This is a genomic window from Microbulbifer sp. 2205BS26-8, from assembly GCF_030731025.1.
Classification (GTDB): domain Bacteria; phylum Pseudomonadota; class Gammaproteobacteria; order Pseudomonadales; family Cellvibrionaceae; genus Microbulbifer; species Microbulbifer spongiae.
Map to the genome: position 1 here is coordinate 1 of NZ_JAVAMR010000050.1, position 23,239 is coordinate 23,239.

At 50.5% G+C, this 23,239-nt stretch carries 21 protein-coding genes, 2 pseudogenes and 1 other annotated feature; of the genes and pseudogenes, 14 read left to right on the forward strand and 9 right to left on the reverse strand.

Going from position 1 to position 23,239, the window contains the following annotated elements; translation table 11 throughout:
• From Q5Y71_RS13925 to Q5Y71_RS13950, 6 genes and pseudogenes are all read right to left on the reverse strand, one after another.
• A pseudogene (locus Q5Y71_RS13925) lies at positions 1-206 on the reverse strand (transposase); the annotation flags it as partial.
• A 46-nt stretch (positions 207-252) separates the two neighbouring features.
• Positions 253-645 carry a transposase gene (locus tag Q5Y71_RS13930; RefSeq protein ID WP_306042716.1) on the reverse strand — a complete coding sequence of 131 codons (393 nt, stop codon included), beginning with the start codon at positions 643-645 and terminating at the stop codon, positions 253-255.
• Between the two features lie 8 nt (positions 646-653).
• Positions 654-779 (reverse strand): hypothetical protein, encoded by a 126-nt coding sequence (locus tag Q5Y71_RS13935; RefSeq protein ID WP_306042717.1) that lies wholly within the window; start codon positions 777-779, stop codon positions 654-656.
• Positions 780-921: 142 nt separating this feature from the next.
• Positions 922-3,801: an RICIN domain-containing protein gene (locus Q5Y71_RS13940; RefSeq protein ID WP_306042718.1), complete on the reverse strand. Its 2,880-nt coding sequence runs from the start codon at positions 3,799-3,801 to the stop codon at positions 922-924.
• A 544-nt stretch (positions 3,802-4,345) separates the two neighbouring features.
• On the reverse strand, positions 4,346-5,056 hold the full coding sequence (locus Q5Y71_RS13945) for a FadR/GntR family transcriptional regulator (RefSeq protein ID WP_306042719.1): 711 nt from the start codon (positions 5,054-5,056) through the stop codon (positions 4,346-4,348).
• Positions 5,057-5,137: 81 nt separating this feature from the next.
• Positions 5,138-6,264 (reverse strand): IS3 family transposase gene (locus Q5Y71_RS13950; protein ID WP_306042720.1). Its coding sequence is split into 2 segments (ribosomal slippage): positions 5,138-6,066 and positions 6,066-6,264, totalling 1,128 coding nucleotides; the frame shifts between segments, so codons are not numbered across the junction.
• Positions 5,960-6,076: a sequence feature (AL1L pseudoknot), on the reverse strand. It overlaps the preceding gene by 117 nt.
• A 545-nt stretch (positions 6,265-6,809) precedes the next feature.
• Here Q5Y71_RS13950 and Q5Y71_RS13955 point away from each other — a divergent pair.
• The 14 genes from Q5Y71_RS13955 to Q5Y71_RS14010 all read left to right on the forward strand — a co-directional run bounded on the left by Q5Y71_RS13955 (position 6,810) and on the right by Q5Y71_RS14010 (position 21,561).
• A complete protein-coding gene (locus tag Q5Y71_RS13955; protein ID WP_306042721.1) occupies positions 6,810-8,282 on the forward strand; it encodes a sugar porter family MFS transporter in 1,473 nt (490 codons plus the stop codon).
• A gap of 12 nt (positions 8,283-8,294) precedes the next feature.
• The gene (locus Q5Y71_RS13960; protein WP_306042722.1) at positions 8,295-11,168 is read left to right on the forward strand and encodes a sugar-binding domain-containing protein; all 2,874 of its coding nucleotides are present in this window, start codon (positions 8,295-8,297) and stop codon (positions 11,166-11,168) included.
• A 105-nt stretch (positions 11,169-11,273) separates the two neighbouring features.
• A complete protein-coding gene (locus tag Q5Y71_RS13965; protein ID WP_306042723.1) occupies positions 11,274-12,188 on the forward strand; it encodes an SMP-30/gluconolactonase/LRE family protein in 915 nt (304 codons plus the stop codon).
• 406 nt (positions 12,189-12,594) lie between these two features.
• Entirely contained in the window at positions 12,595-12,999 is a 405-nt protein-coding gene (locus tag Q5Y71_RS13970) for a hypothetical protein (RefSeq protein WP_306042724.1), read from the forward strand.
• Positions 12,975-13,292 carry a hypothetical protein gene (locus Q5Y71_RS17635; RefSeq protein ID WP_371877067.1) on the forward strand — a complete coding sequence of 106 codons (318 nt, stop codon included), beginning with the start codon at positions 12,975-12,977 and terminating at the stop codon, positions 13,290-13,292. The genes Q5Y71_RS13970 and Q5Y71_RS17635 overlap by 25 nt, the downstream gene beginning before the upstream one ends.
• Before the next feature lie 387 nt (positions 13,293-13,679).
• On the forward strand, positions 13,680-16,397 hold the full coding sequence (locus Q5Y71_RS13975) for a TonB-dependent receptor (protein WP_306042725.1): 2,718 nt from the start codon (positions 13,680-13,682) through the stop codon (positions 16,395-16,397).
• A gap of 36 nt (positions 16,398-16,433) precedes the next feature.
• A complete protein-coding gene (locus tag Q5Y71_RS13980; RefSeq protein WP_306042726.1) occupies positions 16,434-17,219 on the forward strand; it encodes an SDR family oxidoreductase in 786 nt (261 codons plus the stop codon).
• Positions 17,220-17,288: 69 nt separating this feature from the next.
• Complete coding sequence (gene dgoD, locus Q5Y71_RS13985; protein ID WP_306042727.1) at positions 17,289-18,437, forward strand: galactonate dehydratase; 1,149 nt, start codon at positions 17,289-17,291, stop codon at positions 18,435-18,437.
• A gap of 201 nt (positions 18,438-18,638) precedes the next feature.
• A complete protein-coding gene (locus Q5Y71_RS17640) occupies positions 18,639-18,926 on the forward strand; it encodes a transposase (protein ID WP_371877066.1) in 288 nt (95 codons plus the stop codon).
• Complete coding sequence (locus Q5Y71_RS13990; protein WP_306042728.1) at positions 18,875-19,033, forward strand: hypothetical protein; 159 nt, start codon at positions 18,875-18,877, stop codon at positions 19,031-19,033. The genes Q5Y71_RS17640 and Q5Y71_RS13990 overlap by 52 nt, the downstream gene beginning before the upstream one ends.
• A gap of 40 nt (positions 19,034-19,073) precedes the next feature.
• The gene (locus Q5Y71_RS13995; protein WP_306042729.1) at positions 19,074-19,208 is read left to right on the forward strand and encodes a hypothetical protein; all 135 of its coding nucleotides are present in this window, start codon (positions 19,074-19,076) and stop codon (positions 19,206-19,208) included.
• A gap of 18 nt (positions 19,209-19,226) precedes the next feature.
• Positions 19,227-20,237, forward strand: coding sequence for a 2-dehydro-3-deoxygalactonokinase (locus Q5Y71_RS14000; RefSeq protein ID WP_306042730.1), 1,011 nt, complete (start codon positions 19,227-19,229; stop codon positions 20,235-20,237).
• A gap of 11 nt (positions 20,238-20,248) precedes the next feature.
• Positions 20,249-20,875, forward strand: a complete 627-nt coding sequence (locus Q5Y71_RS14005) for a 2-dehydro-3-deoxy-6-phosphogalactonate aldolase (RefSeq protein WP_306042731.1) — start codon at positions 20,249-20,251, stop codon at positions 20,873-20,875.
• 149 nt (positions 20,876-21,024) lie between these two features.
• The gene (locus tag Q5Y71_RS14010) at positions 21,025-21,561 is read left to right on the forward strand and encodes a transposase (RefSeq protein ID WP_306042732.1); all 537 of its coding nucleotides are present in this window, start codon (positions 21,025-21,027) and stop codon (positions 21,559-21,561) included.
• A 147-nt stretch (positions 21,562-21,708) separates the two neighbouring features.
• On the opposite strand, the gene Q5Y71_RS14015 is transcribed toward Q5Y71_RS14010, so the two are convergent.
• The 3 genes and pseudogenes from Q5Y71_RS14015 to Q5Y71_RS14025 form a co-directional block, all read right to left on the reverse strand.
• Entirely contained in the window at positions 21,709-22,170 is a 462-nt protein-coding gene (locus Q5Y71_RS14015; protein WP_306042733.1) for a hypothetical protein, read from the reverse strand.
• Positions 22,171-22,442: 272 nt separating this feature from the next.
• Positions 22,443-22,625, reverse strand: a pseudogene (locus Q5Y71_RS14020) (IS5/IS1182 family transposase); the annotation flags it as partial.
• Positions 22,626-23,020: 395 nt separating this feature from the next.
• On the reverse strand, positions 23,021-23,239 hold a 219-nt coding region (locus Q5Y71_RS14025; protein WP_306042734.1), incomplete at its 5' end, for a transposase.

Below are 23,239 nucleotides of genomic sequence, written 5' to 3' on the forward strand. Positions count from 1 at the left end.
GGCCACCAGCGGTGGCAGGAGGTATAACTGGCGAACAGGTCCATCTGCTGGTCCTTAATGCGATTCTCCATATCGCCGCGGGCATAGTAGAGCTTCCGATAGAGTTCTTCACCGTCCCCTTCCAGGTTGGTGGTGATGAAACGAGGGTTGGGGCCGCCGCGGGTATATTCTGCCTTGCCAATAATCCGTTGCTCCTGCTTCCAGGTGCCAGCGGCATACTGGCAACTCTTGAACAAGCTGAACTTGAGCGCACTATTGTTGGACCAACGCCTTGCCAACGGCATCTGGGTCGCCATCCGGGCGCTCCACCATGCTCTCTATACTGTCATTTGCGTCAACGAGTGATGCATCCAAAATGAGCTTCTTACCAGTTACAAAACCAGCCTCAACCCATTGATCAATACAGTGTTCAAAGACTCGCTGGAATGTTTGTTCTCTAAAACGCTGGCGGATTCTGGTCAGTGATGCGTGGTCAGGCATTTGATCGCCGAGATTAAGCTTGCAGAACCAGCGGTACGCCAAGTTCAAATTGATGTCTTCGCAGAGCTTTCGGTCAGATTTGATTCCGTACAAATAGCCAATAATCTGCATCCGAAAGAACAGTGCCGGATCAATTGAAGCTCGACCATTGTCGGGGCAGTACAATGGTGACGTCAGGTCATAGATAAACCAAGATCCAATACGGCGTCGATTTTACGCAGAAGGTGATTCTGCGGTACGAAATCGTCGAGGTTGACCGTGTGAAACAACTCTGGCTGAAACTGAGTGCGTCCCTGCATGACTGTCCCCTCCAGTCGGCCCCAGAAATATTATCCGAAACCGAACCCGCTAAAGCAAGGAGTTCAGGACTTTTTCAACAACCCGTCTGAATTACTACATATCGGAAACCCTATCGCTTTCCGCCGGCGTCCCCCTTTTTCATTACTGTGGCGAAATCACCATTGTGGTGATCGAGGCCGCGGGTAGTGTTTCTACAAGAGTATCGCTATTTCCTGCGGAGATCGACGCTGCACCAAGTTGCGCGTGCTGTTCAGTTTTAGACGTCCGAAAGCGAGTTACAGTAAATCCGTTTTCATTTGCGTATCCAAAGCCAGACAGGTCAAAAGTCACGGACTTTTCTGTACTTCCGTCATTATAGGAAACGATCGTCAGGGTATCGTTCTCGCTATCAAAGCTCGCCACGGACTTGCTGTGACCACTGTCGATAATGCCAGAACCAGGCTTCAGGTGTCGGGAATACTGCATCATTCCATAGTATGCGCGAGAATACAGCAGCGGCGTGTTTTCATCGCTATAGCTCGCCAGGATCAATCCCCAGCTGTTGTTGCCTTCATCGGTTCTGTCCTTGTCTTCAATGGCATCCCAATACACCCACCCATTCGGGCGTAGATAGTTCAAGTCATCGGTAATCCGCTTCGCTATGGACAGAGAGGTTGCCATATCTCCGTGGTCACCAAAGGCTGGGTTTCCTGCAGAGTCATTGACGATGCCGGTGCCCGTGCCGAATTCACTTACCCACAACTGCTTCCTTTCCGTTGTTGCCAGTTTTTGGAGAGATGCCAGGGTTCCATGGTCATTGGCCGGCTCCATCCAGTTGTAGGTGTGTGTGTTAATACGGTAAAGCGCGTCCCGCTGTGACTGGGAGTATGAGTTGTAATTGCTGATGGTCCAGTTGGTGTGGTTGGCTTCCGATGCCGCAATTTTTGCGTTGACGCCTTTTGCGGTAAATGCAGCATGCACTTCCTCGATCAGTGCTCCTTGTTGCGTTTCTGAGAGCGCAGTGCCCTGGTGATCAGCACCATTTGCACTCCACCAGCTGGCGTTTGGCTCGTTCATTGGTGCCACGGTGTCGAAGCCGAGTTCTTTGTTCTCGAACCACTTGGCGATAGTGGCCATGTAGTCTGCAAAATCGTCAAATGTATCTTCGTCAATATTGGCTGCACTGCCGCTATCCGACCCATTGATACAACCGTTGATGGTCATCCAGTGGGGCGGTGAGCTGAAGAACGCTTCGGTGTGTTCGATGTTATAGGTTTTCAGTGCCTTCTCGTAGAAATAGTACTGGCCCTCGTCGGCAGCCGTCTCAGCATTGGGGATTATATTGCCGTTGACATCCACATAGGCGGCATCGGTTGGCGATCCCGGTCGCATCACCAGGCAGTCGCTATTCGGGGCGTGATTGCCTGCGCTTACCAAGAAGCGCGCAATGTTGAAGCCCAAGCCATTGGTCGGGCTAAACAGATTTTCGACCAGGGTATCACGTTTGGATGCCCACTTTCCGGTAATTGTCGCGCCCCAGGCCAGGGAAGTACCGAATCCATCGAAATTCGCTACCTTGATACTGCTTTTATCAACGGTATGAACTGATTTCGGCAATGCTAGTGCCTGGCTCTCGGTCTCACTGCACCCAAACTGAGCAAACGTACCGGTATTCCCATCATAATCAAGACATTGGCCCGTCGCCACACTTTCAAGGCGATATTGACCCGTGGAAAAATTTTGAATGTCCAGCTTCCATTTGAAGCCGCTGTCTGCCAAGTCGCAGCCATTTTTCATGGCGACTGAGGCGCCCGAGGCACTGGCTTTCAGACACAGATTTGTCTCTGCATTTTTAAGTTTGAAGAGGCCGGCCTCGGCACCGGATAGTTCGATTAATTCCCAGTCTGCACCAGTAGGTTGGTTGCAAGACTGGCGAAGGACATCATTATTTGCAGAGTTGCTGTCAGCAATGCAGAAGTTGCTTCCACCTTGTACGAGGTTGACCGCATTGTTCGTCGGCCTGAAGCGCCACAGCTGATTATCGCTGTCGCCCTGCGCGGGCTTGTCCCATTGGATCAAAGAGGCATTTTCGGAGGTCAACCAGCTGTCGATGCTTAAATACTTGGCGCTATGGTGATTCTTCAGCCTAAAGAGGTTGCCGCTGGCCTCGATATGCCAGCGTTGGTTGGCACTGGCATTCGGCGCGGCAGGGCATTCCCATAGGACGATATTGGCGCCATTGGATTGCGCCCAGTTCTCTACCGTCAAACATTTCTTGCTGTTTGAAGGCTTGATCAGGTATTCGTCCACCAAGCCGTATGGGGCAAGGCTGACCATTTCCAGGGCCTGGTCAGCGGCGTCTTCACTACAGGCACGCTGTACGATGTCCGCATTGTTGTCGACAGAGGCGTTCTGGACAGAAATACATTGATCGTTCCATTTGGAGACGGCGTGTAGGCGGTCGGCAACAAGCTCGCTGGCGGCACCCACGTGCCAGAGTTGGTGGTCTCTATCGTGGGTAGTGGCTTTTGCATACTGAACAATGGATGCGTTATCACCGGCAGATGCATTGAGGATGGTCAAGTGCTTTCCGCTGCTGGCATTTTTTACGTAGACGAAGCCACTATTTGCGCTTTCGTTCGGGGACTCAAGTAGCCACCGCTGGTTTGCCGAGGGTGAGCTTGTGGATGAGCATTGCCAGAGAAGAATATTGGCGTTATCTGCGTTTGACCAGTCGTCGACACTCAGGCATTCGCTGGTCCCGCTAAGCTGGAGAAAATATTGGTTCGGATAGCTAGCGACAGAGAGGTCGACCAGAGTAATTGAATCTCTGCTATCTCCACAGCTGTCCTGTACAACGTTTGTGCCGTTCGATGCGGCGGCCCCTTCAGCAACAATGCATTTGGCGCTGAGTTTAGACTCAAAGCGCAGCGTCGCGCTTGCACTGGACTCTTGTGCATACATACAACCCGTCAGGATACTTGCCGCTACAGCGGCCGAGCTGTGCGGTAAAAATGATAGAATCTCTCTCTTGTTCATCATCGACGTCTCCCTTTTTTAGATTATTGGTTTGACTGTGCGTTGGAGTTGAACATCGCTCTTGATGAGGACAGGCTGGTATGTTGATGCCTACACATTGGTGTCTGTGTATGTGCCGTACACAACAGAATTTTGTGGGATACGCGAGTTCTCGTTGCACCAAATGCTCGCCTCAGTCGGGAATATGGTTACACAGTCGAGGACCGGTCATCAACAAAAAGTAATATTTATTTGTTTGGTGTTGGGTGTCCGAGGCTGTGCTTCCCGGGTGAGCTTTACAGCTTAAAGAATAAAGTCTTTATATATTAGTCAGTTAGATTGATAAATTGGATGTCGATCGGGGGTTGGTGCGGCCATTAGGAGTGTGCATATTTTGTGCACCAAGTTCGCCCTTCAATAAATAATATATAATTTGGGTGTTAGGCGCGAGTTGCCATGTTGCAGCTCGTGAGTTTCAGGTGTTTTGCGCAGATCCAGGACTGGTTGCCGAGGTGCAGGGGCGCCTGAGTGGCGGAATCAGGCGGGAGGAGTGCCGCTTGTATGGGCGCTATATCAGGAGGGTGTCTTTGTGGGCTTCTTTGATCAGTTTCAGGGCGCCAGATAGCAAAATCTTCATTTCCGCGTAGGCGGCGTCAGCGTCGCGGATCAAAATAAAATCGAGCACTTTTTTGTGATCCGCGACATTCGCGGTGCGAACCCCTTTGAGCTCATTGGTGACGTGAATACTGATCGTCAGCGCGGTGCGGACTAGTTCTTCTAGCTGAATAAAAAAGCGGTTATTGCTCGCTTCCAGAATGGCGGTGTGAAACTGGATATCAGGCTCGAGAGGGTCGTCTTGCCGCTCCTCAGCCGCTTTCATGCGTTCAAGCGCATGCAGTATTTTGGCGATCTGGTCTTTATTCGCTCGCTCCGCTGCGTAAGCGGCTGCCTGCGGCTCAATAGACAGGCGAATTTCCATAAACTCCTGAAGCAGTGCCAGAGAAGGCTTGCTTTCAAGTAGCCATCTTAAGATATCGGGGTCGAGCAGGCTCCAGTGTTCTTCGGGGCTGATATCGGTCCCTTTGCGCTGGCGTGAATGCAAAAGCCCCTTAGAGGTGAGCATTTTAACCGCTTCACGTAGCACACTGCGGCTCGCGTCAAAGCGAGCGCACAGCTCTGACTCCACCGGAAAACGGTCATTGGCATACTTGCCGGCAACAATTTCCTTGCCCAGCGTGTCCAGGATGGATTGCGTTAAATTGAATTTTTTCTGCGTCATACCACTCAAGGTATCCCGTGTATGCCTAACCTGAAAAGTGAATTGAATCCCCCGGGTTTGTCGGAGGCAATTTGATTTGAGTCATGCCGCTTGGGCAGACTCGGTTTGTTGATAATACAGGTTTTCGTATTCAGCTGGAGGCATATCGCCAATTGGCCCAAGAATGCGGCGATGGTTAAACCAGTCGACCCAGGTCAAGGTTGCAAGTTCAACCTCATCCAGTCCTTTCCAGGGACCTGCCCTGTGGATGACCTCCGCCTTGAATAAACCGTTGATAGTTTCTGCCAGTGCGTTGTCGTAGGAGTCGCCGACACTGCCGACTGACATATGGAAACCCGCCTCACTAAGCCGCTCGGTATATCGAATCGACAGATACTGACTACCTCGATCACTGTGATGGGTAACGCCACGGGGCTTACCTCGTGCCCAGAGTGCCTGCTCCAGAGCATCAAGCACAATGTCGGTTTGAAGGCTCTTTAATACGCGCCAGCCAACGATGTAGCGGGAGAATACGTCGACAACGAATGCGACATAAACAAAACCAGACCAAGTTGCGACATAGGTTATGTCGGCCACCCAAAGCTGGTTGGGGCGTTCTGCCGTAAACTCGCGATTCACCAGATCCAGCGGCTTGTTGGCCAGCCCATCCGGGATAGTCGTAACGCAACGTTTGCCTCTTCGAACACCTTCCAATTGCAGTACCTTCATCAGCCGTTCAACTGTGCAGCGGGCGACCTTTACGTCCTCGCGGTTAAGCTGCTTCCAGACCTTGCGTGCACCATAGGCGCGGTGGTTTTCTTCGTAGACCCGCTGGATCTCAGGCTTCAGCTCATCGTCACGTTGAGCGCGCGCACAGCGTTGCTCTGGATTGGCCTGTAGATGCTTGCAGCGGTAGAAGGTCGACGGTGCAATCGGCAGAACCTCACAGATTGACTCGACACCGTGCGCCTCACGCTCCTGGTCAATGAATGCCACCATTACTTCGGTTTGCGGTCGAGCTCCGCCTGGGCGAAAAAAGCGGCAGCCTTGCGCAAGATCTCGTTAGCGCGCTTCAGCTCTTTGAGGCGGGCTGCGTCACCACTAGTGGTGCCGGGCTTAGTGCCGTTGTCGACTTCCATCTCGTTGATCCATGATCGTAGGGCCTCAAGTGTACAGCCGATCACTGCGTGTTCCCGTACTTCGGGGGAGTATCCAGGTCGTTTGCTCATTGGCTAATTCTCTCAGGAAAGTTAGCCTCCGAGAAACCCGGGGGGATTCAAATACAGTTTCGGGCTTAATTTGGTCTGAAATCTAAGGGCGCCCAAGTTAATCTGCTGAATTAGGGCCTGTCGAAGTATAGAGATATTCCGCATTAGCGACCTTATATATATGATATTAATTCCTTGGTGATCCTTTCGAGTATTGAAGTTTGCGGTATCGTAGCCCGGCAAATGCACGCGGAGTGGTCGCTTTCTCTGCAATTGGCTTGTGCGTTGAAAATATGTGCTATTTTGGGCGGATCCTACTTCGCGACGAGAATGATTTACCCGTGTGACCTACTTGAGGAAGCCCTGCATACGACAAAATAAATCATACTTATTTGTTGAGTGTTTTCAGCATTAGTAATATTATGTCCTCCAAGTGATGATAAATTAGCCATTTAAACTGTCGAGAGGCCTGTGTTCGGGTGCTCACGATTGCTGGAGCTTGGCCTCCAAGCTACCTCGCGGCTCTGGTGACTTTCGCAAAATTAAAAAGATAAAAATGAGGGAAAATGATGAGCGATGCCGCTGATATCGGGCGCAACCGCTACCTCTGGCTGATATGCCTGGTTGCCGCCATGGGGGGATTCCTGTTCGGTTATGACTGGGTTGTGATCGGTGGGGCCAAACCATTCTATGAGCCGTATTTTGGCTTAAGTGAACCCGGGCAGGAGTGGATGGCCGGCTGGGCGATCAGTTCGGCGCTGGTTGGTTGCCTGGGTGGGGCCCTGTCGGCCGGTGCTCTTGGTAGCCGCTACGGGCGCAAGCGACTCTTGATGCTTGCGGCTTTGTTGTTCGCAATCTCCGCAATCCTGACTGCGGTGGCCTCTGATATGAATACCTTCATTGTCGCCCGCATACTTGGCGGCATCGGCATCGGTTTGGCCTCGGGAATTTCGCCGATGTATCTGGCAGAGGTCACGCCAGCCGAACGGCGCGGACGCATGGTCTCAATCAATCAAATGACCATCGTTGTGGGTGTCCTCGCTGCGCAGCTGGCGAATCTCGCGATCTATAACCTTTCTCCCGTGGAGCCGCAGGCTGGTGCTTCGGAGATTCTTGCCTCCTGGAATGGCCAGGTCGGTTGGCGCTGGATGTTTGCCGCCGAAGCTTTGCCCGCCCTTCTGTTTTTAATTCTCGCAACGCTGATTCCGGAGTCTCCCCGCTGGCTGATCAAGGAAGGCCGTGATGCCGAGGGGCTAGCTGTGCTCGAAAAAATCAGCGGCAAAGCATATGCGGATCGCGAAGTTGAAAGTATCAGGTCAAGCCTGGGTGAGGTCTCGGAAAAGAGTGAGCTGTCGAGCTTGCGGGAGCCCAAGTTGAAGTTGATCGTATGCTTGGGGGTATTTCTGGCCGTGCTTCAGCAGTGGTCCGGGATCAACGTCATCTTTAATTACGCCGATGAAGTCTTCAAGGCGGCGGGTTACGACGTAAGTGTTCTGATGATGAATATCGTGATCACCGGCATGGTGAATCTGGTGTTTACATTGGTGGCAATAAAAACCGTGGATCGCTGGGGGCGCCGCCCGTTAATGCTGCTGGGATCTGGAGGTCTGGCAGTCATCTATGCGCTGATGGGGGCCTGCTATTTCTTCGAGGTACAGGGCGTTGGTGTTCTGCTGGTTATTCTGCTTGCCATCGCCTGTTATGCAATGACTCTGGCTCCGGTTACCTGGGTGTTATTGAGTGAATTGTTTCCCAATCGTGTGCGTAGCATGGCGATGGGCTTGTCTGTTGCCGCGTTGTGGGTGGCGAGCTTTTTGCTCACCTACAGCTTCAAGCCGATCAACAGCGGCTTGGGTGCTGCTGGGACGTTTTGGCTATATGGCCTTATCTGCACGATAGGCTTCCTTATCATATTCGCACGGTTGCCGGAGACGAAAGGGAAATCTTTGGAAGAGATTGAGCGTGAGCTTATGGCCGGAGATAGTGATAAGCGCGGGAGTTCCGACTCCGTGGAAGCGTCACAGTGTGCGGTCGATTAAGGAGAGGTGAGTGTGAAATCAATAAATGCGCTGAAACAAATAGCTGTATTGCTCTCAGTGTTTCTGAGTGCTGCAGTACAGTCAGAAACCATAGAGCTTTCAGGGGAGTGGACTTACCAGCTGGACCGGGAGAATGTTGGTGTCGAAAAGAAGTGGTACCTGCAGAATTTCACCAAGACACTGCAATTTCCGGGCACGCTCGATGAGAACAAAATTGGGGATCCGGTAGAACATAAAATCGAGATGACCAAGGAGGGCGTGAAAGAGCTGGCTCGCTACTATGAGTACACTGGCGCTGCCTGGTACCAGAAGAAAATTAAAGTACCCCGTGATTGGAAGGGGAAGTCCGTCGACCTTCTGTTGGAGCGAGTGCTTTGGCAATCAAAGCTGTGGGTGAATGGCCGCTACGTGGCGATGCAGGATTCACTTTCCGCACCTCATAAATTTGATCTGTCCGAGTATATCAAGCCAGGAAAAGTAAATACATTGACGGTGCGTATTGATAACTCCTATATCCATGATGTGAGTCAGGTGTGGGGTTTCTATGGTGCGCATGCCTATACCAACGGCACGCAAACTATCTGGAACGGTATTGTTGGCGACATGGAGCTGACTGCGCGTGAAGCAGTCTGGGTCCAGGATGTTCAAATTTACACAAATCAGGCCGATAAAAAGCTGAGCGTCAATCTGACCTTGGCAAACACATCAGGTGCCGAGGTTTGGTCTGACCTCGCTCTGGAGATTCAAGATTCCAATGGCGTGGCGCTTGCGCCAGCGTCTCATTCTCGGAAAAAGCTTTCAAAAGACGTCAATCACCTGTCTATCGAACTGCCAATGGTAGAGCAGATGAAACTGTGGGACGAGTTTGACCCTAACCTGTACCGGCTGCATGTTGTGGCATCTACGAAAAGCGAAAAGCGCAGCGCGCGAGACGAATCCGTAGCAACTTTTGGTGTGCGCGACTTCTCCGCCCAGGGCACGCAATTTGCGATCAACGGCCGAAAAACATTCCTGCGCGGTACACTGGAGTGTGCGATTTTCCCGAACATCGGATACCCGCCAACGGACGTAGAGAGCTGGCTGAAACTGTACGGTACCGCGAAAGAATGGGGCTTCAACCACATCCGCTATCACTCCTATACGCCACCGAAAGCCGCTTTCGAAGCTGCGGATCAGCTCGGTATGTACCTGCAGATCGAGCTGCCATTGTGGAAGCGGAATATTGGCGAGGAGAACACCGAAAGTCGTGATCAGTATCTGCTGGAAGAGGCGGATCATATTATTGACACCTACGGCAATCACCCATCATTTGTACTGATGGCGATGGGCAATGAACTCGAAGGCGTTGACGCGGATCTGGGGCCGATGCACCGGATCGTCGAGCACCTCCAAAAGCGCGATAATCGCCATCTCTATACCACAACGAGCTTCTCATTTACCAGTGGCCGCGCCCCCGAACCTGTTGACGAGTTCTTTGTAACCCAATACACGGACCAAGGCCGGAAGTGGGTGCGTGGTCAACGGGATTACGGTGAGCTGAGGCCGGGTTCTACGCACAACTATAGTGGTGCCATTGAGGGAGTCGAGCTTCCACTGCTCTCCCATGAAATCGGCCAGTATGCCGTGTATCCGAACTTGCGTGAGATTCCGAAATATACTGGTGTGACGCGTCCAGTTGCTTTCGAGGCGATCCAGAAAGACTTGAAAGAAAAAGGATTGCTTGATCAGGCGGACGACTTCACACATGGCTCCGGCCATATGGCGGCATACCTGTATCGCGCCGAAGTCGAATCTGCGTTGCGCACCCCCGGTTTTGCCGGCTTCCAGTTCCTGTCGCTATCCGATTTCCCAGGCCAGAGTACCGCGACGATTGGTTTGCTGGATGCATTCTGGGATTCTAAAGGGTTTATTGAGGCGGAAGAATTTACCCGATTCAACGCGCCGACCGTGCCCTTGCTGCGTACCGAAAAATATGTGTACACCAACAATGAGCACTTCGCCGGTGATATCACGCTTTCGCACTTCGGCCGCGAACCGTTGCAGAACGTCAGCCTGAGCTGGAAGGTCACGGATACGAATGGCGACATCCTGTTTAGCGGGAAGACCGTGCCGCAGGATATTTCTCTTGGTAATGATGGTGCCAGCCTGGGTGATGTCACTTTTCCACTGCAGTCATTCTCCAAGCCTGTGCAACTCAATATCGAAGTTGGCTCAGCGGATCTTGATATCGCCAACGATTGGAACATCTGGGTTTACCCGCAGCAGAATGCTACGGAGACTGGGGAAGGCCTGCCGCAATACGAAGGCATTCTCGTCACCCGTAACCTGGATGAAAAAGCACAGAAGGTGCTGGATGACGGCGGTAAAGTTCTGATGCTGCCGACCGAGTACTATCAGAAAGACAGTGCGGTTAAAGGTTCATTCCTTCCTGTATTTTGGAGTCCGGTGCATTTTCCGACGAATACCCCAATGGGAATTATCGCAGATACCCAGCATCCTGCCCTGACAGAGTTCCCTACTGGGAAATTTGCTGACTGGCAGTGGTGGGAACTGTTGAATAATGCCGCCGCTATCAATCTTGATGCACTTTCGGTCACACCAACGCCAATTGTTCAGATGATTCCGAACTTCTTTAACAACAGCATGAACGCTTACGTTTTCGAGGCGGAAGTATCCAAAGGGAAGCTGTTGGTACTGTCAATGGATGTTGAAACTGACCTGGATCAACGTCCGGTAGCCCGCCAGCTGAAGAGCAGCATCCTGAGCTATATGCAGGGTTCTTCATTCCAGCCCGAGGTGAGAATCACCGTGCAAGACGCTGCATCCCTGGTCCTGTCTGAGCCTCGGGAGACCGGCCTGGCTGAACGCCAGCGTGGTCCGGAGTAACGCTGCAATAATGATTCTATGTGTGGTGGGGACGCGCGCTCGCTTCCCCATCGATATTGAAAGTATTAATGCATTCCCGTCAGTGCCGAAGTCTTGGAAAGAGGCATGAAAACACATCAACTTGAATTGACTCACGCAGTCAGTGTTCAAAATACCCTTGGTGAGGGTGTTCTTTGGGACGTCGAACAGCAGGCTGCCTGGTGGACAGATATCGAAGGCCAGAGCCTTTACCGCTTTTCATTGTCAGATGAGCGCCTGCAATCCTGGGCCTGCCCGCAACGAGTAGGATGTATTGGGCTTACCGGAGGTGGCAGACAGCTGCTTGCCGGATTTGAAAGCGGAATCGCGATATTCGATCCCTACTCCGGTGCCGTCGAATGGCTGGAAAAGCCGGAAATCGGTAATCCAGGCAATCGCTTCAATGACGGCCGCATGGATCGGCAGGGAAGGTTCTGGGCCGGTACTATGGTCGAGGATGAAGCGAAAAGTACACAGCTTGGCGCGCTCTATTGCCTGGATGTGGAAGGACAGTGCGATACTCGATTGAGGGATATTCATATCTCTAACGGACTTTGTTGGAGTCCCGATTCCAAGGTTATGTATCACACGGACACCCCCTCACAGGTAATCAAGGCCTACGATTTTGACCCGGAAACCGGGAACGTGGGCAAGGGCCAGGCATTCGCGACTACGGAACCCGGGTGTTTTCCTGACGGTGCCTGCGTCGATCGAGATGGCTATCTCTACAGCGCCGAGTGGGGTGGGTCCCGAGTAGTACGTTACGCGCCGGACGGCTCCGTCGACGGTATTATTCCCGTGCCTGTGAGCCAGCCTACCTGCGTCACCTTTGGTGGCGAAAACTTGGATATGCTGTTTGTTACCACTGCCAGCTACGGGTTGAGTTCGGAGCAGTTGTCCGAAGAAGCGCATGCCGGAGACTTACTGGTCTTCAAAACCCCGTTTGCGGGTTTAGCCGAACCAACATTTGGAAATTATTCCGAAGCAGAAATTTCGAGTTAACAGTAAAGAGCGCACCGCCTGTTTAGGCCTATGGAAATTCTGCCGGGTTAATAATGACTCCTATATTCGGTATTTTGACGTTACCATGCTGCACAGGCAAAAAGTGTTCAATAATTTCGAATAACGCTTTTGTAATTTCCATAAGCGCGAATTATAACAAACTTTGTGTAGACAGGCCGTAGGGCAAATTCGGATGTAATCCCGTTGCTCGCCGGATCACGTGGTGGCCTGGGAGTAGTTTGATTTTCCGTCCTCCCCGTTAGGCGCGCAAAGGCCGCACTCAAAGATTGATGCGTCTGTTGATGACTGCGCGAAGAAACTCCGCATTCATAGCGAAAAGTTCGCTCTTCAGTTCGACAAATTGAATGGGTGGATAGAGTCATTTCGGGTTGAGGGGTAGGAGCTGTTGCTGCGCGGCCTCAGGCCTAACCTGTGGCGGGCGCCTGACAACGATGCCGCCTGGATGTTGCAGGATCAAACGTGGAAGAGTACAGGTGGAGATGCCAAGTTACGAGAATTTCGATTCTCTGAGGGCAGCGGTGGTGCTCTGATAGTGAATACCGTGCATCGGCTCGGGGGCAATGTTACCGATTTCTCTACTGAATATTGGGTGCGCGGAACCGGCGAGATTCTGGTCAATGCCCATTTGAATCCTTTACTCGAAGCCTTGCCTGTTCTCCCGCGCGTCGGAATGAACCTTGTTCTCCCTGGCGAATTCAAGCAGCTTGAATGGTTTGGTCGTGGCCCTCATGAGAATTACGAAGACCCCGCAAGTCGGGCGCACCTATCGGCCACTATCAATCTCGCGTAGATGCGCAATACCACGACTATTCCAGGCTGCAAGAGACCGGCAATAAGACCGACGTGCGTTGGATGTCATTCACCGACAAAAGAGGTTCGGAGCTGAGTATTAGAGGGGTGCCGCAGCTAAGCATGACGGCGCTACCGGTGTTGCAGAGTGATTTGGAGCATGACCGAACCGCACTCCACCTTCATGGCCAGGAGGTGAAGCCGGAGGACCTGGTCAGTGTGAATATCGATTGGAGACAGATGTGTGTTGGAGGCGATAACTCCTGGGGGCGAAACCTCTGGACAAGTATCTGATTCCTGTCGCTCCCTATGGTTATTCCTTCTGGATGACTCCACTTTGCCCGATAGTCCACTTGCCCACGGTCTCTGATGGGTGATTCTCTGATTGCGGGTCCTCATAAGTAACGAAAATAAAGCATATAAAAATGCTGGTGGGCAATGGTGCGTGCCCTGGCTCCTGTGGCTGTTTGGTCAGCTTTTAGTCTGGATTCCTATCCGTATAGTCAGTGAAGGGACGTAAAGTGGGAATGTTCCTTGCCGGCGATGGGGAGTTTGGGCTACAACGCACTGCTATGAGTCTCAATAAAATATGATATTTTATTGTAATAAATATGATTTTAATGCTACCTTCGGTGATGCGGTAATCAAAAGTACATTAATAATTCCGTTGAGGGAGAGAAAATGTCTTATAAGAAGGTGGGCTTGGAGCTCGGAAAGGAGAGTATTCTGGCTCTGGCAATTTCCGGCGTGTTGATGCCCATGGGCACAGTGAGCGCGCAAGAGGCCCAGGAAGGGTCAGAGACCCTGGAAGAAGTTACAGTCATTGGCAGTATCAGAGCGAGCCTCAAGAAGGCTATGGACATTAAGCGCGATGCATCGGTTGTTGTGGATGCAATTGCGGCAGAGGACCTTGGTAAGTTCCCGGACCAGAATGTGGCGGAGTCCCTTCAGCGCATTTCAGGTGTTGCCATCGACCGCAGCGGCGGTGAAGGTCAATTTGTCTCCGTGCGCGGATTCGGCCCGGAGTTCAATACCACACTGCTGAATGGACGTACCGTTGCGACAGAAAACTCCGGGCGCCAATTCGCTTTTGATACCCTTGCCTCCGAGGTTATCTCCGGCGCTGAAGTCTATAAAAGTCCGCTGCCTTCTATGCAGGAAGGTGGTATCGGTGCAACCGTCAATCTGGTGACTGCCAAGCCGCTCGACATCGGTGACTTCAAGGCCGCTGCCAGCGTAAAAGGGCAATATGACGATCTGTCGGGTGAGAGCAGGCCGCAGTTTTCCAGTCTTATAAGCAATACCTTTGATCTCGAATTTGGTGCTCTCGGTGTCATGGCATCTGTTTCCTATCAGGAGCGTCTGGGCTATTCAGAGTTCCTGGAGTCCGGTGGTTGGCATCAGGTGGACGGCGTTCCACTGGCGGAAGGTGGCGCGCAGGACGGCGTATATGTGCCTCGCTCTATCGCATTCTCGGTTACCGAAGAAGATCGCAAGCGAATGGGCGGTAATTTTGTATTGCAGTTTGCACCAAACGACGATCTGACTTTGACTGCAGACGCGCTTTACTCCAAGTTTGAAGTCGACTCGATTAAATACCAGGCCAGTAACTGGCTTATCCCTTCCGCGATCGCAAACGCGACCATTGGGGAAAACAATTCAATTCGCGATTTCGATATTGCACAAGATAGCTTGCAATCAACGAGTCTCGTAAGCCACACCATCAATCGCCCTACCGAAACGGTCATGCTAGGCTTCAATGCAGACTGGCAGGTGAACGACAAGCTCTCTGTTGTCTTCGACGCCTCTTCCTCTAATGCAAGCCTGGATAATGGCGGTAACAACGCCTGGGTGGCCCTGGATAACTTTATCGGCCAAGGGGATTATTCGGAAACACCGTCGTTCACCATTGATGGTGACAACTGGCAAATGCGCAATGGCGAATACATGGCGGATCCCAATTTCCCGCGTTCCCACGGTGCCGTTTACCAGGGCAGCAAAATTGAAGATGATATCCTCGAGGTTAAGTTCGATGCCGAATACTTGATCGAGCGTGGGGTGCTGCAATCTGTAGAGTTTGGCGCATTCAGCTCGGATCGAACAAAGGCAAACTCCTGGATTCGCAGTCCCAACGATATGATTAACGCCTACTGGGGGCGTCGTGAAGTTATTATTCCCGAGGAGCTCCTCACTCTTCGCAGTGATGACGACCTTCTGGGTAATATCAACCACGGCATGCCGACGGCCTGGCTGATTGCTGATCCAAAAGAGATCATGGCGTTCTACGAAACCGAGGAAGCTGCACTCGCAAATGCCTCGAATACGGAAGCGACTCTGGAAGCCATTGAAAATGGTGGTTTTGCACCGGTCAAATACCCTGACTCCTACGAGCTGAACGAAAGAGTCGCGTCTGCGTACTTCGTGGCAAATCTCGAGGGTATGGTGGCTGACGTACCCTGGGCTGCGAATATTGGTGTGCGCTACGCGAAAACTGATCTTACCTCCGAGGGCAACCAAACAATTTACCTCTCAATTGAAGAAAATCCGATTAGTCCGGATGTTTTCAACATCGAGACCAGTAACACTCCCCAGCCGATCAGTGAAGCAAGCAGCTATAACAACCTGCTACCAATGATGAATGTTCGGTTTGATCTGACAGAAGAGGTCGTGGCTCGACTGGGCTTCTCCCAGTCTCTCTCGCGCCCGACATTGTCGCAGCTGGCGCCGGCGGTTTCCTACAGTCTGCGACCCGACTCTCTGACCGGATCGGGTAACAACCCGCAACTCCAGCCGACACTCTCAACTAACTACGACATGTCGTTGGAGTGGTACCCGAGTGACGGCAGCTTCCTTGGCTTTGCCGCCTATAAAAAGGATCTGGATGATTTTGTTACCGTTCTTCAAGCGGACGAAACCTTGCTGGGTCGCACCGTACGTGTAGCCCGCCCGAGAAACGGCGAAGAAGCCACCGTTGATGGATGGGAGCTGTCTGGCCAGTATATGTTCGACTTCCTGCCCGGGATCTGGAACGGCCTCGGGGTCCAGGCAAACATGACTTCTGTCAAAAGTGATACGCCACTGCTGGCTGGTCTGGGTGACTTCTATAATGTGATCGGCTTTTACGAGAAGGGCGATATTCAGTTCCGGGTTGCCTACAATTTCCGCGAGAAGTTCCTGCGGCAGCAGGTCGGTATGCTTGGTGAGCCAGAATATACTGATGACTATGGCCAGTGGGATATCAGTGGTAGTTACGATATCAACGATACCCTCACAGTTTTCTTCGAAGGTGTCAATGTCACCAATGAGGTTACTCATCAATGGGGACGTTACGACAACCAATTGTTGCAAGTTACCGATACCGGTGCCCGCTACTCAATTGGTCTGAGAGCGACCTTCTAATCTCCTTGGCACTATGAATCCTTGCTAGCAGCAGGTATGAATGTGGATAAAAAACTTAGTGGCAAAATTGCATTAATCACCGGTGCTGCACAGGGGATTGGTGCGGCTATTGCCAAGTGCTTTGCCCGATCCGGTGCAGACCTGAGTTTGTTGGATCTGAAGGAGCAACAAGTCCGGGAATTTGCCGATTCTCTAGCGCAGAATGAGGGCGTTCGAGCATTGCCGCTTGCGGTAGATGTTTCTAGTAAACAACAAGTCATCGCTGCGGTCAGTAAGGCAGTTGCACACTTTGGTCGCATCGATATCTTGATCAATAACGCCGGTGTCAATGTGTTCTCTGACCCCATCGATCTTAAACAGGAAGACTGGGAGGGATGCCTTGGGGTTGACCTCAGTGGCACATGGCACTGCTGCCAGGCGGTGCTGCCTGTCATGCTCGATAATCAATATGGCCATATTGTCAATATTGCTTCGGTGCATGGACACAAGATTATTCCCGGTTCCTTCCCGTATCCGGTAGCCAAGCATGGCCTGGTGGGCATGACCCGCGCATTGGGGGTTGAGTATGCCGCCCAGGGAATTCGGGTTAACTCTATTTCACCAGGCTTGATCGACACGCCGCTTGTCCAGGCGCACTTTGCGTCGAGTGAGACGGCAGATCTTGAGCGAAAGAAGCTGATCAATTTTATCCCTTGTAAAAGAATGGGTAATCCCGAAGAGGTTGCCAATACCGCGCTTTTCCTGGCGAGTGACGATGCGCTGTTTATTAACGCTACCGATATCCTTATTGATGGTGGTCGTAGCCAGATCTACCACGATTAGAATTTTGGTTGGGCTAAGTACTTAGCGAAGTAGATCGCAACCTTTGCATAACAAAAAGAAGTATCAAATATGAAAATTACCGGGATCAAAATATATCCCGTTCCACCTCGCTGGCAGTTTCTGGCGATTGAAACGGATGAGGGGATTACAGGCTGGGGTGAGCCAGTTATCGAGGGGCGAGCGGATACGGTTGCCGCGGCTGTTCGTGAATTGTCTGAGTATCTTATTGGACAGGACCCCCGTGCTACCAATTCCATATGGCAGACTCTTTACCGTGGCGGCTTTTATCGAGGCGGTCCGATATTGATGTCGGCAATTGCTGGTATCGATCAGGCTCTTTGGGATATTAAGGGAAAAGAGCTCGGACGACCTGTTTACGAGTTACTGGGCGGTGCTTGTCGGGACAAAGTACAAACTTATGTTTGGGCAGGTGGCGACGATCCGGAAGGTGAGATTCAGCAGTTATCCCGTTTGCTGGATATGGGTTGGAATACGTTCAAGTTCAATGGTTGTGGAAAACTCCAGCATATTGATAGCCACTCCGCAGTAGATGCCATCACTTCACGGATTGGAAATATTCGCGAACATTTTGGAAATCGTATTGATTTTGGATTGGATTTCCATGGTCGAGTTTCTGTTCCCATGGCAAAAGTGTTGCTAAAAGAGCTGGAGTGCACCAGACCACTTTTTGTGGAAGAGCCAGTGTTGCCGGAACAATTTGAAGCCTACTCTGTACTTTCTAATCAAACCAGCATCGTACTTGCTGCCGGAGAGCGCATGTATAGCAGGTTTGATTTCAAGCGCGTATTTGAACGGGGTGGTATTGGGATCCTCCAGCCGGATCTTTCTCATGCCGGCGGTATCACAGAATGTATGAAAATTGCCGCTATGGCAGAGGCGTATGACGTTGCTATTGCTCCGCATTGTCCACTGGGCCCTGTCGCGTTGGCAGCATGCCTGGTAGTGGACTTCACTTCTCAGAATGCGGCAATACAGGAAATCTCCATGGGAATCCACTATAACGGTGGGGTCGAAATGCTTGATTACGTGAAAAATAAAAGCGACTTCGAGTTGGACAATGGTTACATCCGCCCCTTGAACAAGCCGGGACTTGGTGTAGAAATTGATGAAGATGTCGTCAAGGAGGCCTCAAGGGGCATGCAGTTTTGGCGTAACCCTGTATGGTACCATGAAGACGGAGCGCTTGCTGAGTGGTGATAGATCGCAGGAAAAAATCTTTCAAATGCTGGTGCTTCCTTAGTGCATCTGGATCCCCGGTTTTCTATTACCTGACTTACTTTTGTGAGCCCTTCTTCGGGCTCCATAAACATCGCGGTTTTGGATAATAAGTGCAATTGTATAAGGAGAGGAGCCAGCTGGTAGATTCCGCGCTTTTCCCGACCAAGAGATGAAGCACTGATGAGTTACCACCAGCTGTCCAAAGAAGAAAGATATCAGATTTGCATATTATTGAAAGCAGAACATAACCAGAAGGAGGTTGCGACTTTGTTGGGGCGCTCACCTTCAATGATTAGCCGGGAATTGAAGCGTAACCGAGGTCTGAGGGATTATAGACCCACCCAGGCGCAGCGCTTCAATAATAAGCGCAGGTCTACGGCCCACAAAGCAATCAAAGTGTCCGATGAGGTGAGAAGTTGGATAGAAAAGCTGCTTCGCCAGGAGCTGAGCCCTCAACACAACAAGTAACGGACTACGTGTTGAGGCACAAGCAGGTGTCGTTGCACCATGAGACGATTTATCAAATTGTTTACGCCGATAAGGCTGAAGGCGGCGATCTTTACAAGTATTTGTGAGCGCTCTCCAAGCAGCCCTACCGCAAACAGTAGGGTCATTATGACCGACGTGGACAGTTCAAACCGGGTGGATATCGATGATCGCCAAGAGGTGGTTGATAAACGTTACCGAATCGGTGACTGGGGAGGCGAGCGGATTTACTCGCCGCGTATAGAAATTCCAGTTATTATTTGAAACCGCGCACGAATATGTTTGCTTGTACTGTTGAAAGGCTGCTTAATCACAGCCATTTTTTCGGCATATCTGAAAAATTCGATTTCTGAGGTTGATATGAGCGGTCAATACTTTATCGCAGGAGATTGGGGTACAAGTAACCTTAGGTTGTATTTGCTGGATGAGTCTGGTTCTGTTGTTGATGAACGAAGCGGCAAGGGGATTGGTCAGCTGCAGCCCGGAAAGGTGGAAAGTGAGCTTTTTTCTCTTATTGAGCCTTGGGCAGAAATGCACGATGGAGTAGAGATTGTACTTTGCGGGATGGTTGGCTCAACACTCGGGCTGAAGGAGGCTTCATATGTAGAGTGCCCCGCAGATAAAAGCGATATATCTCGCCAGGCGCTTCGTTTTCAGCTTCGCGGCCACGGGATTACGATAGTTCCGGGCATCACATCTACCAGCCCATATGGGTATCCGGATGTAATGCGGGGTGAAGAGACTCAGATATTGGGCGCCATCGTTACAGACGATACGTTTGCCCAGGGGACTTTCCTGTTTTGCTTGCCGGGAACCCATGTGAAATGGGTTCTGTACGTCAACGGAAAAATTACTTCCATATTAAGCGCGATTTCCGGTGAACTCTTTTCTGTGTTGAGTACCCATAGCGTACTCTTTGCCGACGCAACTGAGTACAAGGATATCAGCGCATCCGGGTTTATGCGCGGTGTTGAACAAACGCTGCAATCCGGTGCCTGCAACCTGATACATACGCTGTTTAGCGTTCGCTCAAGTCAGCTGCGCGGCGATATTACCCCGGAAGAAGCAAAATCCTATATGTCAGGGCTGATTATATCAGCAGATGTTGTTGGTGCGGCAGAGTCTTTCAGGAGCAAGTCAGGTGAGGTCCCGCCAATTGTATTAATTGGTGATGATCGGCTATCGAGTTTGTACGGGCAGATTTTTGATAAGTTGGGACTACAGTTTAGTGCGCTGAATGGTAATGCAATGTCGATTTCCGGTTTGTACCAGTTACTTCAGCTGTCTCATTGATGGGGGGAATAGTGATTAATATTGAAGAATATTTTGACAATATGCCGCTTGTAGCAATTTTACGGGGCGTGACTCCTGATGAAGTTGTGGATGTGGGGCTATCCCTCTACGAAGAGGGTGTTCGTCTTATTGAGGTTCCGCTCAATTCACCTGCGCCTTTTAAGAGTATCAAGCGGTTGAGTGACGCACTCGGTGATAAATGTTTGTGCGGTGCTGGTACTGTTGTCGACGCCAACGATGTCGAAAAAGTGGCAGAAGCGGGTGGGAGGCTGATTGTAACCCCGAACGTGAACCCGGACGTACTGACGAGGGTCGATGCGCTCGGATTGGTTCCCATGCCGGGATTCGCCACTGCAACAGAAGCATTCGCAGCAGTGAAGGCTGGTGCGAAGTATATAAAGCTATTTCCTGCAGCGAGTTATGGTTCTGGTCATCTTCGGGCTCTCCGTGCAGTACTTCCAAAAGATGTAAACATCGTAGTGGTTGGTGGTGTCAGTCTATCGTCGCTCAAGGAGTGGCGCGATGCGGGAGCTGTCGGTGTAGGTGTTGGTAATGATATCTACAAACCCGGCATGAGTGCAGAGGACGTGGCTGTACGGGCGGAAGCCTGGGTAAAAGCGATAGATGCGGCGCTCTAGCCAAAAACTACACACGGGATCTCTGTAGGGGACAATTTCCTTGGATTAGTTGTAGTAGTTCAGACGGGCTGTTGAAAAAGTCCTGAATTCCTTGCTTTAACGAGTTCGGTCTCGGATAATATTTCTGGGGCCGATTTAAGGTGACTGCCATGCAGGGATGTACTCAGTTTCAGCCAGAGTTGTTTCACACGGTTAACCTCGACGATTTCGTACCGCAGAATCACCTTCTGCGTAAAATCGACGCCGTATTGGATCTTGAGTTTATCTATGACCTGACGTCACCATTGTACTGCCCCCACAATGGTCGAGCTTCAATCGATCCGAGACTGTTCTTTCGGATGCAGATTATTGGCTATTTGTACCGAATCAAATCTGACCGAAAGCTCTGCGAAGACATCAATTTGAACTTGGCGTACCGCTGGTTCTGTCAGCTTAATCTTGGTGATCAAATTCCTGGCCACTGGACGGTTGGCGATATCCCAGCCGTTGTCACCATTGAGATACAAAAGACCATCGCTTATGTTGACAATCTAGTCCTGAGTCAGGAATCTCTCGAAATTTACGGCGGTATAAATAACGTCGAAGATAAGCGGCCCCCTGCAAACTTAACTGGGATTGGAGGGAGCCCTGGTATGTATGACACCCTGTGTAGAACTTACTATCTGGGAGTGAGTTACGCTTTCTAAAACTAATCTACTTCAATAATTAATAGATTATAATTCGTAACTTCAATACAGGATAAGAGGGTTTTTAGCCCGGATTTTGGGTCCTATTACCTAGTTTTCTTATGCCTGAGATATACTTACGGTCCGGACACAGGGTTCTGCCGTAGGTTACTCCAGCTTTGTTACAGATATTTTTAATCCATCGTCCACTTCACCATAAATTGATGTGTTAGTTGATGATAACAACATGAAGTATTCATTTTCTGAATGATAAGTAAATTGACAATAGCGGTGATTCACTCCAACATCTTGTTTATAACAAATATTATTAGTGTCATTATCTTCTAATGGAATATTAGCATATGAGTCAGAAAGAGTTATATTATGAGATATTTTATCATTAGTTGCTCTCACAAATACTCTAACCGTATCACCTTCTCTTATCTCATTAAAGCTTGAGATGTTGAACCAGTTTTTCACAGGGGGGGACGACGCTGGGTTTAGTCTCCCTAAATCAACATCGAAATCACCATACCCCATTAATATTGTATAACTGGGTGCATCTAATGCAAATGCCATTGGTGTTAACAGACAAAATAGCGCGGTAAGTTGTATAAAAATTTTTTTCATAATCTTATCCTCACATTGATAAATCTCTGAACCACTCATTACTTTTTATAGAAAGAAGCAAAATGATCTGGAATTGATCTATTTTGGTTCGCATCCTCGATATTCTCGGCCTCTCTTCTCCTCTCCTCTCCTCTTGCTTAAAGCCTGCTAACTGCGGATTTTGGGCGTATTGCCCTAGGCCGGTAGGTTTTTCTTCCCAATTAACAGGTTTGTGAAACCTGCCAGCAAGCATAGGCGCTCGCTATTTTTTGCTAGCTCACGATAGCGAACCTTCCAAAATGCTGCTGATTGCCCTTCTTGGTCTGGTGCATCTCTGGATCGCGGGCCTTTTCTCGGTTCTTGGTGGAGTTTGGAGCTGAAATAATAGTGTCATCCAAGATACTGCCTTCTCTCAGCAGCATACCGTGGTCACTGAGATGGCTGTTAATCTCCTCAAATAGCTGATGACCGAGCTGCTTTACGCTATCTAGCTGAGACTTATCCAGAGGTTATCTAAAAAGTGCCAATAGGAAACTAAGGGTGAAATGAATAATAAGTAAGGATACAATTAATAACCATAAAAAAACCTCTAAAATGGTGGAATTAAAACACATGAGTGCATAATTTTTTTAATATTGCGACCTCTATCACAAAACAGAAAGAAGAGTGTGGTGTGATCCACTAGCCCGGATTTTGCACGGCCAGCTTCACACCGCAGCATTTTATGCTTTCGGCCTGAGCGGTACTGGAACTGCTGGCTCTTGCTGGCAATTTATCCTCTTTGAACAGGTTTTGTTCGATCCAGGCTGCGTTGGACACTACTTCCCCTTACCCCGTTATTTGTCTGTGCCGGGAGCAGCACTTCAAGGCTCTACGTCGGCACCAAATGGGTAGCCAGCTTGCAGAAGATTTCTCTGTCAGGAAGCAATGTCGGCAGCAGGAAGCGAAAGCGGCGCGTATTCTTGATCATCACGGCCCCAACTTTGATCAAGCGATTGCGCAAGGTGGCTACCGAGGCTTTGCCTAGTTTGGTGTCTTGTAGCTGCTCGCGCAGATATTCATACAGTACCCAGGCCAGTGCCGAGAGCAA

Coding starts and splice junctions, on each gene's coding strand:
- Q5Y71_RS17640 (WP_371877066.1), top strand. CDS start 18,639: ATGAGTTACCACCAGCTGTCCAAAGAAGAAAGATATCAGATTTGCATA.
- Q5Y71_RS13975 (WP_306042725.1), top strand. CDS start 13,680: ATGTCTTATAAGAAGGTGGGCTTGGAGCTCGGAAAGGAGAGTATTCTG.
- Q5Y71_RS14010 (WP_306042732.1), top strand. CDS start 21,025: ATGCAGGGATGTACTCAGTTTCAGCCAGAGTTGTTTCACACGGTTAAC.
- Q5Y71_RS13965 (WP_306042723.1), top strand. CDS start 11,274: ATGAAAACACATCAACTTGAATTGACTCACGCAGTCAGTGTTCAAAAT.
- Q5Y71_RS13940 (WP_306042718.1), bottom strand. CDS start 3,801: ATGATGAACAAGAGAGAGATTCTATCATTTTTACCGCACAGCTCGGCC.
- dgoD (WP_306042727.1), top strand. CDS start 17,289: ATGAAAATTACCGGGATCAAAATATATCCCGTTCCACCTCGCTGGCAG.
- Q5Y71_RS13945 (WP_306042719.1), bottom strand. CDS start 5,056: ATGACGCAGAAAAAATTCAATTTAACGCAATCCATCCTGGACACGCTG.
- Q5Y71_RS13935 (WP_306042717.1), bottom strand. CDS start 779: ATGCAGGGACGCACTCAGTTTCAGCCAGAGTTGTTTCACACGGTCAAC.
- Q5Y71_RS13980 (WP_306042726.1), top strand. CDS start 16,434: ATGAATGTGGATAAAAAACTTAGTGGCAAAATTGCATTAATCACCGGT.
- Q5Y71_RS13955 (WP_306042721.1), top strand. CDS start 6,810: ATGATGAGCGATGCCGCTGATATCGGGCGCAACCGCTACCTCTGGCTG.
- Q5Y71_RS14015 (WP_306042733.1), bottom strand. CDS start 22,170: ATGAAAAAAATTTTTATACAACTTACCGCGCTATTTTGTCTGTTAACA.
- Q5Y71_RS13995 (WP_306042729.1), top strand. CDS start 19,074: ATGACCGACGTGGACAGTTCAAACCGGGTGGATATCGATGATCGCCAA.